We start from the raw sequence: 17,396 nt of genomic DNA, 5'->3' as shown, positions 1-17,396 counted from the left end.
GAGAAGCAAATGTTTTTCAATAAGAAGCAGACTGAAAAAAAACCAGCTCAATCTATAGATAACGCTGCTATAGAAGCGATGAACAAGTTCTGCGCAACAATTAGCTTCTCACCCGATGGCACTGTTCTAGAAGCAAATTCACTGTTTCTTAATGCGATTGGTTATTCTCTTAAAGAAGTACAGGGACAAAAGCATGCGTTGTTTTGTCCAAATCAAATAACCTCTAGCCCTGAATACAAAAGTTTCTGGCCGGATCTAGCATCAGGAAAAAGCAAAGAAGGTACGTTTTTGCGTAAACACAAAGACGGCTCGGATATTTGGCTTGAAGCCACTTATTTCCCTGTTGAAATAGATGGCATAGTAGTAAAAGTAATAAAAATTGCTTCCGATGTAACCAAAGCTAAACTTATGGCTGACAGTCAGCTAGCTGTTTACAATGCTATTGACCGCTCCTCTGCCACTATTGAGTTTACACCAGACGGCACCGTAATTACCGCAAATGACAACTTCCTAATGGCACTAGGCTACAAATCAAAAAAAGAAATTGTTGGCCAAAATCACCATAAATTTTGCACTGATAAATTTTATCAAGATAACCCAAGATTTTGGACAGAACTGGCTAATGGTGACTTCAAAACAGGTCAATTTGAGCGTGTAGGTAAACAAGGCCAAACTGTATGGTTAGAGGCCAGTTATAATCCAATTTTCGACCAATTTGGTAAAGTGGTTAAAGTACTTAAAGTCGCTTCTGATATTACCGATAGAGTTAATACTCAACTAGCTATTCAACATGCTGCTGAAGTGGCTCATTCAACTTCGGTAGAAACCGCACAAGTGTCAGAAAATGGTGCACAGATCTTACGTCGGACCGTCGAAACCTCAGACAAAATTGTTGCTGATGTTGAAGTATCTACAGACCTAATAGAACAACTTAATCACCAGTCTGAAAGTATCGCGAAAATTGTGACAACCATTGGCTCTATTGCTGACCAAACTAACTTATTAGCACTCAACGCCGCCATTGAAGCCGCTCGTGCAGGCGAACATGGCCGTGGTTTTGCTGTAGTAGCGGATGAAGTGAGAACACTAGCCTCTCGCACCAGTAAATCTACTATTGAAATTGAAGATATGGTGGCACAGAACAGCAACCTAACCCGCCAAGCCAAAACCAGCATGAGCAAAGTAAGCGAACGTTCTAAAGAGAACGCACAATTGATAGATGAAGCCTCTGGCATCATAGATGAGATTCTAAAAGGCGCGATACACGTTTCTAATACTGTTAATAACCTTTTGAATATCGAAAAATAAAAAAATCCGCTATCTATTTTTGTAGATAGCGGATTTATTGATCTTAACAACGCCCCTCTAATAAAGAAGATTTGTTATTTCGGCATCTCATGTTCTAACAACATCAACCCAGAGCCAGTGTTTGAAATCGGCGCATGGTAGTTACGGTGTAATTCCGTCACTTTACCTAACAAGGTACCACGCATGGCGATGTGCATATTCAGCTCAACAGCCTGAGCGCCACCTTGTTCAACAAGATCAAGATTAGTGTATTTTGTCAGCGCTTCAGGATCGCTGACGAGTTTGTCTAAGCAGTCGATATCAAAAGCACGATTGATAAAGCCAGCACGCTCACCATCAAGCTGGTGCGACATACCACCTGTACCAAACACAACAACATTGACGTCTTCTTCGTAAGACGCCACAGCACGGCCAATAGCTCTACCCAATTCAAATGTACGCCAAGGCTGAGCCATTGGGTATTGTTCGCAGTTAATACACACTGGGATGACTTTCACATGACCATATTGATGCCCAGGCCACATAAGATTCAGTGGAACCGTTAGGCCATGATCAACGCGCATTTCTTGACAGATAGTCATGTCAAAACCTTCGTCGACAATACTATTAGCAATATGCCAAGATAATTCTGACTCACCAGTCACTGGCGGAATGGTCGGAATGCCCCAACCTTCGTCAGAGTTATGATATTCATCAGCAACACCTATCGCGAACGTCGGTTTTTTATCAATGAAAAATTCTAAACCATGGTCGTTATAAAAAAGGATAATAACGTCTGGTTTTTTCTCATTTAGCCAGTCACGTACAGGTGGATAAGCATCAAAAAAAGGCTTCCAGTACGGTGTTTGCTCTAATCCGTTTGCCATAGCATTAGCGATAGCTGGGATATGAGATGTCGTTATCGCACCAATAATGTTCGCCATTAGACTTCTCCTCGCCCATTTTTCTCAAGCATTGCTTTAAATTCATCGGTGCTCATGCCAGTTTGCAGACCACCAATGTCTTGCATGTTTAGCTTTAGTAAGCCGGTAAACTTTGCCAAATAATAGATACTACCGCCTTCACGCAGAAGCCCGATTACATCTCTATTACGAATCGCTTCTTTTTGCGCTTCTGTAAGTTTGAACTTTTCACAGTACGCTTCTGGATCCGCATTAAATTCATCACGCGCTACTTGATCATTAAATGAGTAACACATTTTATTTAAGCCATAGCCTTTTTTGGCCATTTGACCATCAAAAAGGTACGTGCCTTGGAGTTGTCGATCTGTATAGTTACTAGCCATTTCGGTAACCTCTATTCATTTACTTTGCTGCGAAGCTTGGATTATTTCCAGTAAAGACGCATAGGATTATCCACCAACAAAGCTTGTTGTAGCTCTGGTGTTGGGGCGATATGAGGAATCACATCCACAAGATGACCGTCATTTGGCGCTTCAACTTTCATGTTCGGATGTGGCCAATCCGTTCCCCACAAAACACGATCAGAGAACTTCTCAACTAGCGTGCGGGCAAAAGGATAAACATCAGAATAATCAGGCGCATGTTGAGTCAAACGCTCTGGGCAGCTCACCTTGCACCACACGTTGTCATTATCCGCCATGAAGTTAACAAAACGTTGGAAATCTGGATGATCCACGCCATTGGCAACATTTGGTGTTCCCATATGATCAACAACAATCGTGGTATTCAATTCTTTCAAAAAAGGAATCAAGTCTTCTAGATCTGCCGCTTCAAAGTACACCACAATGTGCCAACCGAAAGGACGAATCTTGTCAGCAATCGAGAAAAACACTTCTCTTGGCGTGCTATCAACAAGGCGTTTCACAAAGTTAAAGCGCACACCACGAATGCCCACAGCATGCATTTTTTCAATTTCTTCGTGAGTGATAGAGTCATCAACAAATGCCACACCGCGAGCCAAATCCCCCGCAGTTTCTAACGCATCGATCAAAGCCGAGTTGTCGGTACTATGACAAGATGCTTGAACAATCACATTACGAGAAAAACCTAGATGATCACGTAAGGCAAACAACTGTTCTTTTGACGCATCGCAAGGCGTGTATTTGCGTTTTGGATGGTACGGGAATTTATCCGCTGGACCAAAAACGTGACAATGCGCATCAACTGCACCCGCTGGTGCTTTAAAAGCGGGTTTGCTTGGAGCAGGATGAAATGGAATATAATCTTTGTCCATCATGTTCAAATACCTTTAAAAAATTCGTTATGCTAAAAATCAGCGAATTAAAGACCGTTACCATGAGCAAATACCTGCCCATCAAATAACTTTCTCGCGGTACGTAAAATCGCCGCAGAACCTAGGTCGCCGTTTTCTTGTTGATCTAAAATCACGGTCATCGCGCCAATTGGATGCTCAACATCCAACGTCATACGAGCGCTTGACTGATAACTTGCTACTTCATTAGCAGGCGACCCTTTCAGCACCGCAGCTGTCGCCACACTCACCGCACCCAATACGCCAATCGATGCATGACAACGATGGGGAATAAAAGTACGTGTGGAGATAGCACCGCCGTTCGTCGCTGCACTCACCATGGTCATTTTAGGAACGGATTTTTCTTTCACGTCACCCAAATTCATCATAGGGCCAACTTGCAAGCGAATAGATTCTAGCTTCGCACGCAGTTCGTCATTGGCCTCAAGTTCTTCGCGAGATTCTGTACCCGTAATACCCATATCAACAGCACGCATGATAACAACAGGCATACCATTATCGATGCAGGTTACTTCAATGCCATCAATCACATCGACTACATTACCCGTTGGCAACAAAGCACCACAGCTTGATCCAGCGGTGTCTTGGAAAACGATCGGCACTGCAGCCGAAAAACCAGGCACGCCATCAATACGAGCGTCGCCTTCGTATTGCACTTCGCCGTCTTTTATAGCAACACGCGCCACCGCGATTTGACCGGTATTCTCCATAAAAATACGTACAGAGGTTTCGCCTTCTTTGGCCTCAACCAAGCCACGTTCAATCGCAAACGGTGCAATGCCGGCTAAAATGTTGCCGCAGTTTTGCGCATCGGTAACAATCGCTTGATCAACAAACACCTGCAAGAACAAATAGTCTACATCGGCATCGTCACGTTCCGACTTTTTCACCACGGCGACTTTTGATGCTAATGGGTCTGCACCACCGATGCCGTCGATCTGACGTTCATCTGGCGAGCCCATCACGCGTAATAAAAACTGCGCACGAGCATCGACATCAATCGGTAAATCTGCGGCTAAGAAGTAAGCACCTTTTGACGTGCCGCCACGCATCCACATACAAGGCGCACTCTTTATAACGCCTGAATGTTTAGACATACTTTAAGCCTTTCTCTTTTAGACGTGGGCGCATTTCATAAATGTCTAAGCCCAATTCGCCATTCGCCATACGTACGCGTTTTGATTCTTCATTCGCCATACGCTTACGAGACAATTCCAATACTTCAGCAGCATTCTCACGACGCACTACAACCACACCGTCATCGTCAGCCACAATCACATCACCAGGATTAACCAAGGCATCAGCGCAAACCATAGGTACGTTAACAGAACCAACGGTTTCTTTAATCGTACCTTCAGCGAACACGGCTTTTGACCAAACAGGGAAGTTCATTTGACGAAGGTCGCGAGTATCACGAACACCACCTTCGATAATCAAACCAACTACGCCACGAGATTGCGCTGATGTTGCTAACAAATCACCAAAAAAGCCGTGATTCGAAGGAGACGTTGGAGCAAATACCATCACGTCACCCGCTTTGCACTGCTCAATCGCCACGTGCATCATCCAGTTATCGCCAGCGGCACCTGAAATAGTGATCGCGGATCCGGCAATGGTCTTGTCCATTTGAATTGGGCGCATGTAATGAGCCAATAGACCAACACGACCTTGAGATTCATGAATCGTCGCTACGCCGCACTCTGCCAAACCATCGATTACAGCTTGGTCAGCACGTTCAATATTTTGTACTACTACATTATTTCGCATGATTCTTTTTTCCCTTGTAATCGAAAGTCTTACGCTTTCAAACGACTAAATACACGACGAGCATTGCCTTCAAAGATAGCTTGTTTCTGCTCAGCGGATAACACGGTGTTGTTATCGATGTAACGTTTCGTATCGTCAAAATAATGACCTGTTTCTGGATCAACACCACGTACCGCACCAATCATTTCAGACGCAAACAAGATGTTCTTTGTTGGAATAATGTCTAACAGAAGATCAATACCACGCTGATGGTAAACACAAGTATCGAAATAGATGTTGTTCAAAACGCGCTCGGCAAGATCAAAACCTTGATCTAATGCCATACCGCGGAAACGTCCCCAGTGATAAGGTACTGCGCCACCGCCATGAGGAATGATAATTTTCAATTCAGGGAAATCTTTAAACACATCCGACATCATCAATTGCTGAAAGCCCGTCGTATCCGCACCTAGGTAGTGTGAGCCAGTCGTGTGGAAACAATCGTTACATGCCGCGCTCACATGGATCATCGCCGGAATGTCGTATTCGCACATTTTTTCATAAATAGGATAGAAAGAACGGTCCGCCAAAGACTTATCCTGCCAGTAACCGCCACTTGGATCTGGGTTCAAGTTGATACCGATGAAACCCATTTCTTCAACAGTACGTACGATCTCAGCAACCGATTTGCCAGGATCAACACCTGGCGATTGTGGTAACTGCGCTACAGGAGCAAAGTTTTCAGGGAAAAGATCACAAACACGGCGAATCAAATCGTTTTGATGTTCTGTCCAATATTGGCTGGTGTATTCATTACCAATATGGTGTCCCATCCAGCTAGCACGAGGAGAGAAGATGGTTAAATCGGTGCCACGCTCTTGCTGTAAACGCAGCTGATTATTGATAATGCTGTCACGGATTTCATCATCCGAAACAATAACCTTACCTTTTTCACCAACAAAAGCAGGGTCTTTAGCGACCTGTGCTTTTTGTTTATCGCGGTACTCACCAACGCCTGCTGGCGTAGTCGTATAATGTCCGTGGCAATCTATAATCATGTTACTACTCTCTATTCTTATTTAAGGCGCTGTTTTTATTTAAGGCAATTGCTGTGGAATAGAAGACCAGCCGTCTATTTTTATGCCTCTTACCTTCTTTATTTACACAGCCATTCAATCACAATCTGTTCAGAGTATTCTTGTGTATAGGCTATTTGGCTATTTCAATTTGACCGAAAGGGTATTGCATTTTGAGATAGCTGTTTTTTAGTACAACGAGAACATCTACTCATTTTAGATATTTATTTTGAAAAATCTCACTTTTACACCAACTAAAGGTTCCTTTAAAATAACACTATCAATATGATATATATGGTTTTTTTCAAAAAAAACGAACATGATGGTGTTTTTGTATTCCTTTTTCGATATATAAGAGACATTAAAAATTCATTTCTAAAAATACAAAATTTACGACATTTTGGTCGTGTTGCTTAGCAAAGCAGATCAAAAAATAGATATTGAGTGGAACACAAAGACCAGATGTAGAAATCGTTCACATTCGTGTCATTGTGAGCCTCTAAGAAAAAATATAGGGTATTTTTAAAATGATCCTATATTATTTAGAGGCTCAAAAATGCTAGTTTCGAATACAGGACAGCCTGTCTTACTGCAAAGTAGGATAGAAAATACAAAAATAAAACAACCGGGACACATAAGATCCCGTGCTTGGAGACGTAAAAATGAACCTAACAAAAAAAATTACACTTGGCTTAATTGCTGCTGGTGCTGTAAGCAGCGTTAGCGCAGCCGATCTCACTCTTACTATTGGTCACGTAGATCCCCAAGATTGGACAACCTCTAAAAAAGGTGCCGCGACAGAAGTTTTCAAAAACTTAGTGGAAGCTGAGTCTGGCGGTCGTATTGAGGTCAATGTTTACCCTTCTGGACAGCTTGGCGGCGAAACAGACCTTGTTCAGTCTACTCAAGAAGGCACACTGAGCATGACGATGGTGTCTGGCGCCTTTGCTAAAGTTTGTAAAGAAGCATCGGTTCTAGAAATTCCTTACCTATTCCCATCAGCTCCTGTTGCTTGGGAAGTATTAGATGGCGAATTCGGTAAAGCACTGTCTGAACATTGCTTGAAAGAAAGCGGACTACGCACTCTTGCCTATGGCGAAACAGGCTTCCGTAACTTCACTAACTCAAAACGCCCTGTTGCAGAACCAAAAGATTTAAACGGTTTAAAAATCCGCGTTCAAACCCTGCCACTATATGTTGAAATGGTAAAAGCAATGGGCGCAGAGCCTACGCCAATCGCATGGCCTGAAGTACCATCTGCATTAACAACTGGTGTTGTTGATGGACAAGAAAACCCTGTCAGTGTTATCGAAGCGAACAAATTCTATGAGTTCCAAAAATATCTAACACTAGACGGCCACGTTTACGGCACAGATTTCTTACTAATCAACGAAGACCTTTATCAATCATTGAGCGATGAAGATCGCGCAATTATTGACCGTGCAGCAAAAGTTGCAGGAACTGTAGGTCGTGCAGTGCAGCAATTTAACTCTGCAAAAGGCTTAAAATCTCTTGCAGCTAATGGCATGCAAATCACCACTCCAACACCAGCACAAATGGCTAAGTTCCGTGATATCGCGCAACCAGCTGTTATCAACTGGTTAAAAGGTGAAGTACAGCCAGAGTGGATCGAACGCGCTCAAATGTCTGTAAAAGTCGTTAGCAACTCGAAATAAACTCAGTACTTGAAATCAGGCAACCGAGAGCCTTCTTTAATGGCTTTCGGTTGCTTTTCCTTTGTCACAACCCGGAAAGCTCAACATGAAGCGCCTCTATAAAAATACTCTCTCGATTTTAACCGGCACCTCCCTATTCGTTATCTTTGGCGTTGTTTTAGTAAGTAGCTTGAGCCGTTACTTATTTAACTCACCGATCCAATGGAGCGAGGAAGTCGCAAAATACGCCATGATCTACGGCACCATGTTTGGTATGGCATTGTGTTATTTAGAGGGCATTCATATTCGTTTTACTTTTTTAGAAGATATGGTCTCCGCTAAGATTCGCCATGCTCTGCATTTTATATCTGACGTTATTGCGCTAGTAAGCGGCTGCGTGCTGACCTATTCCGGTTACATTTTCATGATGAAGCGAGGAGCAATACAGGCCCCCGGCACAGGCATTCAAATGTATTATTTTCAAGTGGCTATGGTCATAGGTGGTGCGTGTCTTGTGATCGCAGCACTTATACGACTCATCGACTATTTTCAATCTACAACGTTAGAGAAAGGACAGTAATTATGCTAGGTCTTGGGATTCTTATTGTTCTTTTGGTTATTGGCAGCCCTATTGCATTCGCCATTTTATTAGGCGTAGTTGGTCATGTTTACACATTACCTTTCAATGTAAGTCTCGTCGCTCAACGTATTTTTAGCGGCCTAGATTCATTCTCTATTTTGGCAATTCCGCTTTTTGTTCTAGCTGGTGAGCTGATGAATGAGAGTGGTATCACAAGCAGAATTATCAACTTTGCTAATGCGTTAGTTGGTCATATGAAAGCTGGCCTTGCCCATGTAAACATCTGGGCGTCGGTTATTTTTGCCGGACTGTCAGGTTCCGCTGTTGCCGATACCTCGGCACTTGGACGCGTATTTATTCCGACAATGGAAAAAGAAGGTTACCCACGGGCTTTTGCTGCGGCACTAACCGCCGCATCGTCTGTTATCGGACCGATGATTCCGCCAAGTATTCCAGTGATTATTTATGCGTTGATTACTACCGGTGTTTCTGTACCAGCGCTATTCCTTGCGGGCGTAACACCTGGACTATTTCTAGCTATTGGCTTGTCGATCTATGTTTACTTTTTTGCAGGTCATTACGCACCGTTAAAAGCGAAACTGTCCATGAAAGAGCGTTGGAAGGCTTTTGTTGATGCGTGGATTCCGCTGTTCATGCCGATATTCATTGTGGGCTCAATCCTGACTGGTATTGTTACACCAACGGAAGCAGCTGCCTTTGCCGCCGCTTATGCTCTGTTAGCAGGTGTATTCATTCTGAAAAGCTTGAAAATATCGAGTTTGCCACGCATCTTTATTCGAGCAATGCGCGACTCATCTGTAATCCTAATCGTGATTGGCGTCGTTGCTGCTGCGAACTGGTTACTAACTTTCTCAAGAGTGCCGCAAACTGTCAGCCAAATGGTGCTAGAGCAAGTATCTAGCCCTTGGATGTTCCTAATCCTAGTCAACGTGATTTTGCTGGTTGTTGGTCTATTCCTAGAAGGGATCGCAGCGATGCTGATATTGCTACCGATTCTGCATCCTATCGCGATGAGCCTTGGTATCGATCCAGTACACTTCGGTATTGTGGTGATTTTCAACCTGATGATCGGCCTTGTCACACCACCGATGGGGATTTGTCTATTCGTTTCTAACTCGATTGCGAACGTAGGTATTGCGGCTATATCTAGGCAAATCATGCCACTTTTCTTAGTAGAATTGGCCGTCTTGATCTTGATTACCTTTGTGCCAAGTACAGTAACCTTCTTACCAACCTTATTTGGCTATTAGCCAGTAATGAACGAAGCATTAATATGAGACATAAAAAACGACGCCATGTGCGTCGTTTTTTTGCCTGACTAAAAAAGCTAAACAAAAAGCTTATAACTGAGACAAAACATATTCCGCAGAACTGACTTTGTATTCGCCTGGCTCATCCAACCATAACTGCTGAACAATGCCGTTGGTCACTAACATGGCGTATCGACGGCTACGAATGCCCATTTTAGCAGCTGAAATATCCAGTTCTAATCCCATAGAGCAAGTGAACTCAGCCAAGCCATCTGCTGCCATTATCAGATTTTCAGCGTTATTCGCTTTACCCCAAGCATTCATAACAAAAACGTCATTCACAGAAAGACACACTATGTCGTCTATTCCTTTTTCTTTTAAAGCATCAAAGTGCACTACAAAACCAGGTAAGTGACTAGCACTACAGGTTGGAGTGAAAGCACCCGGTACGGCAAACATCAATACAGTTTTACCTGAGAAGAATTCTGTGACATCTACTGTCTCAGGACCTTCTTCTCCCATTACCTGAAACGTACCATGAGGCAACATATCACCCATAAGAATCGACATGAACTTTATCTCCAGAGAATTAAGTTGCCCCAATATTAACGCAACCTATCTTAGAAAAACCATCAAACAATCTTAAATTGACTAAGTAGATACTTCTGATGAGACGCCAGTTTAGACAATCCTTCACTGTCTTTCTCACTCTGATCTGAACCCAATGCCGCCTGTTCAGACATCTCAGATATTTCTAATACATTTTGCTTAATTTCTTGCGCTACAGCAGATTGCTCTTCAGCGGCGGTGGCAATTTGAATACTTAAGTCCCGAATTTCAGCCATACTGCCTTGCAATTCAATTAGTGACAATCCAACTGTGCGCGCTTCCTCAACACTAGAAGTAGCACTTTTTCGGCTCTCTTCCATGCTGCCAACGGTTTTTGTCACACCTTGCTGTAATTGCGCGATAACATGCTGAATCTCTTCAGTGGAGCTATGAGTTCGAGTAGCTAAAATACGAACTTCATCTGCCACTACAGCAAAACCTCGACCTTGCTCACCAGCACGCGCTGCTTCAATCGCAGCGTTTAACGCCAATAAGTTCGTCTGCTCCGCAATACTTTGAATCACCTCTAAAATACGATCTATGCTCTTCGAGTGCTCATCAAGTTCATTCACAACTGTCGTCGATTCTTCTATTTGCTCGAGAAGATGTTCGATTTTATGAATATTGGTATCCATTTGTTCGCGATTTTGATGAGCTCTTTGATCAACCGATTGGATCTGATGCAAAATAACTTCTGAGCTTTTTGCCACCTGATCGACCGTAGACACCATTTCCGACATAGACGAAGCAACCTCAGAGGTTCTTTCATTCTGTGCGCTCATCAAGCGTTTAGAATCACCAGCTAAGCGAACATTGCTGCCAGCCGACTCAGCAACTTCATTAGACGCCTGATCAATCTCAGACATGACCTCCTGTAACTTCGCCACCAGCCCATTTACCCAAGCAGATAACTCACCAAACTCGTCCTTGGTTTTTACTTTACTGCGTTGAGTGAAGTCACCATCCGAAATTTTGCCCAGTACAGTCATCACTTCTTTCAACGGAAGGCGAATGCTTCGACTTACCCATAATGCCACCAGCACTGCAATTACTATAGAAACAACCAATACAACCTCAATAATAAGCGTTGATAATTTCGCAGCATCTGTGGCTTCTGTTTTAGCGTTTAACCCCATCGAAGCGGCCTTAGATAATAGCTGCTGCACGGACGTATTAACCACTTCCATGCTGTCTGACAGCTGTTTCGCCAGCACTTCTGACTCTTGCACTAGACGAGCATTCTCGTAAAATTTCGCCACAACACCATCGCCAGACATCACACTGGTTTCTATTTCGCTCACCAGACCATTGATGTTGTCATCGTTCAAATAGGATTGTTTGTCTTTCAGGCTAGAAATAATAGATGCCATGGCATCACGTAATTCCTGCATTTTATCCAGACTACGCACATCAAAGTAATCATTAACCGATACTTGAAGACTTTCTATTTGGCTATGCATGTAAGAAGCCGCAAATTGGATTTCGGATGTATCGCCATCTGTTACCAACATACCTAAATCTTCTGTAGCAAAAGCAATTGCATCTTTAAGATCAAGTTTTTCATCTGGCACCACAGCCTGAAGCCCTAACATCCTCTTATGATTAGAAAAAGCGACATCGGTATAACCATAAAAACGCTCCACTTCAGCGTTAATGCTTTCAAGCGCCTGACTCATCTCTGGCAAACCTTGAAGTTGAGCAGACAATTGTTCTGAAACATCGCTAAACTCCTGTTTATATTTCAGAAAACGTGCGGATAAATCTTCCAATGAATCGGGAGTTTTACTAAGTAAATATTGTAAAACAGCCGCATTAGCCAAGCTGACATCTTCTTTTAGCGCATTACTGGTAGATGAGATATTGGCCACTTTCCCTGTAACAACGTTTAATCTATCTTCTATTTTGTTGATGCCTACAAATCCAGATGCGGCAATCATCAGCAAAAGTAGCAGTAAAATACTAAAGCCAAATAAAATCCTTTGAATAACGGATAACGACATAATCGACCTCTAAATTAAAATCTGCTCTAAATTTTTAGTTTTCTTACCCGGCAGCTAAACATTTAAGCTGATATAAACCTGACCAAGTATACAAGAACACCATAACACTTTATTTACAATGATCGCCTATCCCAGAGCGTCAAAAAATACCACTTAACACACAGACCTTTGCGCCGTAAAATCGGCATAGATTTCTTTCAATCCACCAATCTGGTAGATTAAACATCTCTCATTTTGAATTCGACCTGCGCTTTATGGATTGCCCCTTATACGAAAAAATTGCTAACCAAATTGAACACCAAGTTCATGAAGGTATTTTCTTACCAGGCGCAAAGATCCCATCGGTTCGTAAATCCAGCAAACAAATGGAAGTCAGTGTTGCGACTGTGCTGCAAGCCTACAGTTTGCTAGAAGACAGAGGCGTCATAAAAGCACGCCCTCAAAAAGGCTATTTCGTTCAAGAAACTCAGCTCCAGCCAACAGAACCTGCAAAAATTGAACCTACTAAGAATGATGGCACCATACATGCTTTACTACGGCGCTTACTTCATGCCTCTCAAGACGGCAATATCATGCAATTTGGTGCAGCTATTCCTAAAAGCCAGTTCCTACCGATACGACAGCTACAGCGCTCTGTAGGGCGCCTGATGCGCTTAGAACCAGAAATATGTGCAGCTTATGAATTCACCCCAGGATCACTCAGCTTACGCCGTCAGATAGCCATCCGCATGCTAGACAGCGGATGCCAGCTGCAACCCGATGACATTACTATTACATTGGGCTGCCAAAACGCCTTGATGCTCTCATTACAAGCTGTCGCAAAAGCGGGCGATACCGTTGCTATCGAAAGCCCGGCTTATCATGGAGTATTACAAATCATTGAAGTGTTGAACCTAAAGGCGGTTGAAATCCCTTGTTCAGCGGAAACAGGGATCGACTTAGATATTCTGGAAAATGCGGCAAAAGAATGGGATATCAAGGCATGCGTGGTGACACCAAACAACCAAAATCCGATTGGCGCCACGCTCAATCACTTGGCAAGACAACGCATCCTCAATCAATCTGTTCAACACGGCTTCACTCTGATTGAAGACGATGTATACGGAGAGTTGAGTTATAAAGACAAACGCGAGCGATCTTTAAAAGCTGACGACAAACAAAATACCGTTATTTACTGCAGCTCTTTTTCTAAAAGTATCGCGCCAGGGTTTCGCATTGGTTGGATTGTTGGCGGCCCTTTTCAAACTCAGATTGAACATTACGCTTATGTTCAATCCCTTGCGATTCCCACATTAACGCAAACAGCTATCGCCAATTTTCTAGAAAACGGCGCGTATGATCGTCATTTACGAAAAACCCGACAATCTTATCAAGACAACTTAGCTCGCTGTCAGGCGCTCATTCAGGATCACTTTCCAGCAGGTACTCAAACCTCTACCCCAAAAGGTGGTTTTTTATTATGGGTCACTTTACCAGACACGGTAAACGCAATGACACTTCATTCCCAAGCCTTAGAAATTGGCATTGGCTTGCTGCCAGGGTTAGCATTCAGTTTAACAGCGCAATTCAACCATCATTTTCGATTAAACTACGCACTAAATTGGGATAATAAAACCGACGCTGCACTAAAAGAACTCGGTAAGCTTTGCCAGCTTCAGATCCCCTAAGCTAGGCTAATACAGCTATCTGAGCAGTTCAAAATACAAAGCACCACATTGAGTATTTTCACATATAAGTAGAAGTTATGATTTTAGCCTCAGACATCCTAAAATTCGTCTGTACAGACAGGGCAAAAAGCGTACAATTCGCATTCTTTTTTAAACACTCTGCCTTCTTGGCCGATAACATGAATATCTGAAATAGTAGCTGGCTTGTTGCGATGGAATTTGTTGCACATCCGAGAGACCTTCCGTTAGACATTACGCTAATAGAAGATCAGCCCTTTCCTCAAATTACTGAAGATAGAGCTGGGTTTGTCGGTATCACATATGTCACCCTTCGTCCTTTTGACAATGGACGCTCGGTAAGAATTACATTGGAAGAGATTGACCCAAACTTTTGCGTGTCTGGCCGTATAGCTTGGTGCACTAAAGAAACGGATGGCTACCACATCGCCATTGAGTTCCCTACCAAAGAAGAGTGTTACTGTGTTCGCATGATCGAGCAGCTCTCTCAGATAGAACATTACCGACGCCAAGCAAAAATCGAAGGCCGACGACTCAACTACAATGAAGCCGCCGCTGAATGGATACAAAAATTCGCCGCCAGTTTCCCTGCGTTCACAATTTAATTCTTCTCTTTTAGAAGACACTATTCAATAAGACATTATGACAACAACACTTTCTCAGCGTGATATTGATATCATCACAGCACAACTCGGACGCACTCCAAGCGGCATTAGTGCCATTGCTCATTATTCGCCTAGCGGCATACCTCAAGTATTAGAGATGGAGACTTGGGTTTTCGAGCAGCCATTCCCAACTCTATATTGGCTTTCTAGCAAAGCCATCGACAAAGCTTTGGCAAAAATAGAAAGTCATGGTGTTGTAAAAGAGCTTGAGCAGCGCATCAAAGACGACGAAACATTGCGAGAAGCACATCATGCTTCTCACCGCGATTACATCGCAAGGCGTTGGGAAGTAATGAGCGCTGAGCACAAAGCCATTATTGAAAAAAAAGGCTTCAAGCCTTTGTTTGATAAGCTTGGAATTGGCGGCATTGCGAATTGGGATCAAGTACGATGCTTACACATGCAATATGCACATCACCTTGCCGGTAACAATGTTATCGGGCGTATTCTAGACGAAGAATACGGCATGAAAGCCATCGCTGACGCAGAATAAATCCAACCAAAAGACAGATATAAAAAAGGGGAAAGACCTATCATGCCATTCCCCTTTTTATTTTTTAAACCTTGAGTTTGAAATAACTACTTATTTCAAACTTTTAAGAATGGCTCTCAATTCATCAGCGGTAGTTGCCTTTGGCAAAACTTCACGGATACGATTAAAAGCGGCCTGAGCAACAGCTGCACGCTGAGCATAAGTAGTCAATGCGCCACCAGTCCAACCTGCTAATTTCACCATTTCATTCTTGAAGTTATTACCACCAACACCATGTCCGCCTAGCGACATCAATGCATCTTCGATTTCTAAGTAGCTTGGACGCTCACCACCAAACTTCATAAAATCATCTTGCTGTACTTCGGCAAACTGTTTCGACATTCTCTAAACCCTTTGTGAATAAACATCCATTGTTAAAGTTAGCCATATTTGCCTTATCACACAAGACAAAGCATGTATCAAATCGTAAAAATTAGTCTCGTGTACGCACACGATCCACTGCTTTTTGCCAACCTTGATACAATTTATCGCCTGTGCCTTTTGCCATTGTGGGCTCAAAACATTTATCTGCTTTCCACAAGACTTCAATCTCATCCAAAGACTGGTAAAGGCCAACCTGCAAACCCGCTAAAAATGCAGCGCCCAATGCAGTGGTTTCAGTCACACAAGGACGCTCTACCGTGATTTCTAACAAATCACTTAAGAACTGCACCATCACATCATTTATAACCATTCCACCATCGACACGTAAAGAGCTGAATGTTGCGCCATCTTGCGCCATGGCACCAACTAAGTCTTTTGTCTGGTAACACACAGAACGCAAACCAGCACTAACGATATCAGCGACACTAGTATCACGAGTTAACCCAATCATGGCACCACGGGCATCAGGATCCCAATATGGCGCGCCTAGCCCTGTAAAAGCGGGGACGAGATACACCGAATCATCATTCAAAGCCTGCTTCGCCAAACTTTGCGTTTCTTTGGCATCAGCAAATAGCTTCAAGCCATCTCGTAACCATTGAATCGCGGCGCCAGCCACAAAAATACTACCCTCTAATGCATAAGTGACTTTGCCATTTAGGCGATAACCTACGGTAGTGAGCAACTTATGTTCAGATCGAATCGCTCTATCACCGGTATTCAAAATCATGAAACAACCAGTACCGTAAGTACTCTTCACCATACCGGGCGTAAAGCAAGCTTGCCCAATTAAAGCGGCTTGTTGATCACCTGCGATACCATTGACTGGAATTTCAGCACCTAACCATGCAGCATCAATGAGACCAAAATCAGCACTACAATCCATCACTTCAGGAAACAATACATCACCAATTCCTAATAGCTCGATCAGTTCATCATCCCATTCCTGCGTATGTATGTTAAACGCCATAGTACGAGCGGCATTTGTTGCATCGGTTTTATGGGACTTGCCATTTGTCAGTCGCCATAATAAAAAGCTGTCAACCGTACCAAAAGCCAAACGACCTGACTGAGCTTTTTCGCGTGCACCATCAACATTATCTAAGATCCAACGAATCTTAGTTGCAGAAAAATATGGATCGATTAACAGCCCGGTTTTTTCTTGTACTTTTTCACCTAATCCTTGATCACTCAAAGACTGACAAAATCCACTGGTACGTCGATCTTGCCAAACAATTGCATTATAAACAGGCTTTCCAGTGTCGATGTCCCATAAAATGGTGGTTTCGCGCTGATTGGTGATACCTATAGTTGCTATCGCTTGTGCGTCGATCCCTGTATCCTTGAGAACAGAACGACACACAGCTAAAGTAGATGACCAAATATCTTCGGGATCATGCTCAACCCAACCATCATCGGGGAAAATTTGTGGGAATTCTTGCTGAGATTGGCCAACACGAGAGCCTTTTTCATCAAATAAAATAGCCCGAGAACTGGTGGTGCCTTGATCAATAGCCAGAATATAATGTGTCATGGTGAATTCTCTTTGAAATCACAGTCACTCAAAAAAGTAAGCGACTCAATTGTTGTTTTGTTTTTTGAACATGAATATTCAAATACGAATATTCCCTATTAAAAACCAATGCGCAC

The 17,396-nt window shown here is 43.1% G+C and carries 17 protein-coding genes; 7 read left to right on the top strand and 10 right to left on the bottom strand.

Annotated features, from left to right (window positions below; genetic code table 11):
• Positions 1–9: 9 nt before the first annotated feature.
• On the top strand, positions 10–1,308 hold the full coding sequence (locus CCS02_RS11375; RefSeq protein WP_072840171.1) for a methyl-accepting chemotaxis protein: 1,299 nt from the start codon (positions 10–12) through the stop codon (positions 1,306–1,308).
• 74 nt (positions 1,309–1,382) lie between these two features.
• Here CCS02_RS11375 and CCS02_RS11370 read toward each other — a convergent pair whose 3' ends face one another.
• Genes CCS02_RS11370 through CCS02_RS11345 form a run of 6 tightly spaced genes read right to left on the bottom strand, consistent with a single transcriptional unit; the run spans position 1,383 to position 6,347 of the window.
• Positions 1,383–2,231 (bottom strand): class III extradiol dioxygenase family protein, encoded by an 849-nt coding sequence (locus CCS02_RS11370; RefSeq protein WP_100636610.1) that lies wholly within the window; start codon positions 2,229–2,231, stop codon positions 1,383–1,385.
• Entirely contained in the window at positions 2,231–2,593 is a 363-nt protein-coding gene (locus CCS02_RS11365; protein WP_072840173.1) for a protocatechuate 4,5-dioxygenase subunit alpha, read from the bottom strand. Before CCS02_RS11365 ends, CCS02_RS11370 begins: the two co-directional genes overlap by 1 nt.
• A gap of 41 nt (positions 2,594–2,634) precedes the next feature.
• Positions 2,635–3,507, bottom strand: coding sequence for an amidohydrolase family protein (locus CCS02_RS11360; protein WP_084122436.1), 873 nt, complete (start codon positions 3,505–3,507; stop codon positions 2,635–2,637).
• Between the two features lie 44 nt (positions 3,508–3,551).
• Positions 3,552–4,640 carry a 4-oxalomesaconate tautomerase gene (locus tag CCS02_RS11355; RefSeq protein ID WP_100186485.1) on the bottom strand — a complete coding sequence of 363 codons (1,089 nt, stop codon included), beginning with the start codon at positions 4,638–4,640 and terminating at the stop codon, positions 3,552–3,554.
• Positions 4,633–5,310, bottom strand: a complete 678-nt coding sequence (locus CCS02_RS11350; RefSeq protein ID WP_072840175.1) for a 4-carboxy-4-hydroxy-2-oxoadipate aldolase/oxaloacetate decarboxylase — start codon at positions 5,308–5,310, stop codon at positions 4,633–4,635. Before CCS02_RS11350 ends, CCS02_RS11355 begins: the two co-directional genes overlap by 8 nt.
• 29 nt (positions 5,311–5,339) lie before the next feature.
• Positions 5,340–6,347 (bottom strand): amidohydrolase family protein, encoded by a 1,008-nt coding sequence (locus tag CCS02_RS11345; RefSeq protein ID WP_072840176.1) that lies wholly within the window; start codon positions 6,345–6,347, stop codon positions 5,340–5,342.
• A 680-nt stretch (positions 6,348–7,027) separates the two neighbouring features.
• Between CCS02_RS11345 and CCS02_RS11340 the strand changes: the two genes are divergently transcribed.
• The 3 genes from CCS02_RS11340 (at position 7,028) to CCS02_RS11330 (ending at position 9,871) form a co-directional block, all read left to right on the top strand.
• Positions 7,028–8,041 carry a DctP family TRAP transporter solute-binding subunit gene (locus CCS02_RS11340; protein ID WP_072840177.1) on the top strand — a complete coding sequence of 338 codons (1,014 nt, stop codon included), beginning with the start codon at positions 7,028–7,030 and terminating at the stop codon, positions 8,039–8,041.
• Positions 8,042–8,126: 85 nt separating this feature from the next.
• The gene (locus CCS02_RS11335) at positions 8,127–8,600 is read left to right on the top strand and encodes a TRAP transporter small permease (RefSeq protein ID WP_072840178.1); all 474 of its coding nucleotides are present in this window, start codon (positions 8,127–8,129) and stop codon (positions 8,598–8,600) included.
• Positions 8,601–8,602: 2 nt separating this feature from the next.
• Positions 8,603–9,871: a TRAP transporter large permease gene (locus CCS02_RS11330; protein WP_072840179.1), complete on the top strand. Its 1,269-nt coding sequence runs from the start codon at positions 8,603–8,605 to the stop codon at positions 9,869–9,871.
• A 90-nt stretch (positions 9,872–9,961) separates the two neighbouring features.
• On the opposite strand, the gene CCS02_RS11325 is transcribed toward CCS02_RS11330, so the two are convergent.
• Positions 9,962–10,441 (bottom strand): peroxiredoxin, encoded by a 480-nt coding sequence (locus CCS02_RS11325; RefSeq protein WP_072840180.1) that lies wholly within the window; start codon positions 10,439–10,441, stop codon positions 9,962–9,964.
• Between the two features lie 62 nt (positions 10,442–10,503).
• The gene (locus CCS02_RS11320) at positions 10,504–12,480 is read right to left on the bottom strand and encodes a methyl-accepting chemotaxis protein (protein ID WP_100186487.1); all 1,977 of its coding nucleotides are present in this window, start codon (positions 12,478–12,480) and stop codon (positions 10,504–10,506) included.
• Between the two features lie 254 nt (positions 12,481–12,734).
• Between CCS02_RS11320 and CCS02_RS11315 the strand changes: the two genes are divergently transcribed.
• The 3 genes from CCS02_RS11315 to CCS02_RS11305 all read left to right on the top strand — a co-directional run bounded on the left by CCS02_RS11315 (position 12,735) and on the right by CCS02_RS11305 (position 15,323).
• Entirely contained in the window at positions 12,735–14,147 is a 1,413-nt protein-coding gene (locus CCS02_RS11315; protein ID WP_100186488.1) for an aminotransferase-like domain-containing protein, read from the top strand.
• Positions 14,148–14,359: 212 nt separating this feature from the next.
• Positions 14,360–14,770 (top strand): energy transducer TonB, encoded by a 411-nt coding sequence (locus tag CCS02_RS11310; RefSeq protein ID WP_072840183.1) that lies wholly within the window; start codon positions 14,360–14,362, stop codon positions 14,768–14,770.
• 37 nt (positions 14,771–14,807) lie between these two features.
• Positions 14,808–15,323 (top strand): DUF501 domain-containing protein, encoded by a 516-nt coding sequence (locus CCS02_RS11305; RefSeq protein WP_100186489.1) that lies wholly within the window; start codon positions 14,808–14,810, stop codon positions 15,321–15,323.
• 90 nt (positions 15,324–15,413) lie between these two features.
• On the opposite strand, the gene CCS02_RS11300 is transcribed toward CCS02_RS11305, so the two are convergent.
• Positions 15,414–15,704 (bottom strand): hypothetical protein, encoded by a 291-nt coding sequence (locus CCS02_RS11300; protein WP_072840185.1) that lies wholly within the window; start codon positions 15,702–15,704, stop codon positions 15,414–15,416.
• Between the two features lie 91 nt (positions 15,705–15,795).
• Positions 15,796–17,280, bottom strand: coding sequence for a glycerol kinase GlpK (gene glpK / locus CCS02_RS11295; RefSeq protein ID WP_100636609.1), 1,485 nt, complete (start codon positions 17,278–17,280; stop codon positions 15,796–15,798).
• Positions 17,281–17,396 lie beyond the last annotated feature (116 nt).

The sequence above is a fragment of the Marinomonas sp. ef1 genome (genome assembly GCF_002806845.1).
Taxonomy (GTDB): Bacteria; Pseudomonadota; Gammaproteobacteria; order Pseudomonadales; family Marinomonadaceae; genus Marinomonas; species Marinomonas polaris.
Note: the sequence above shows the minus strand (reverse complement) of the source record. Positions and strands in the feature narration are given on the sequence as shown.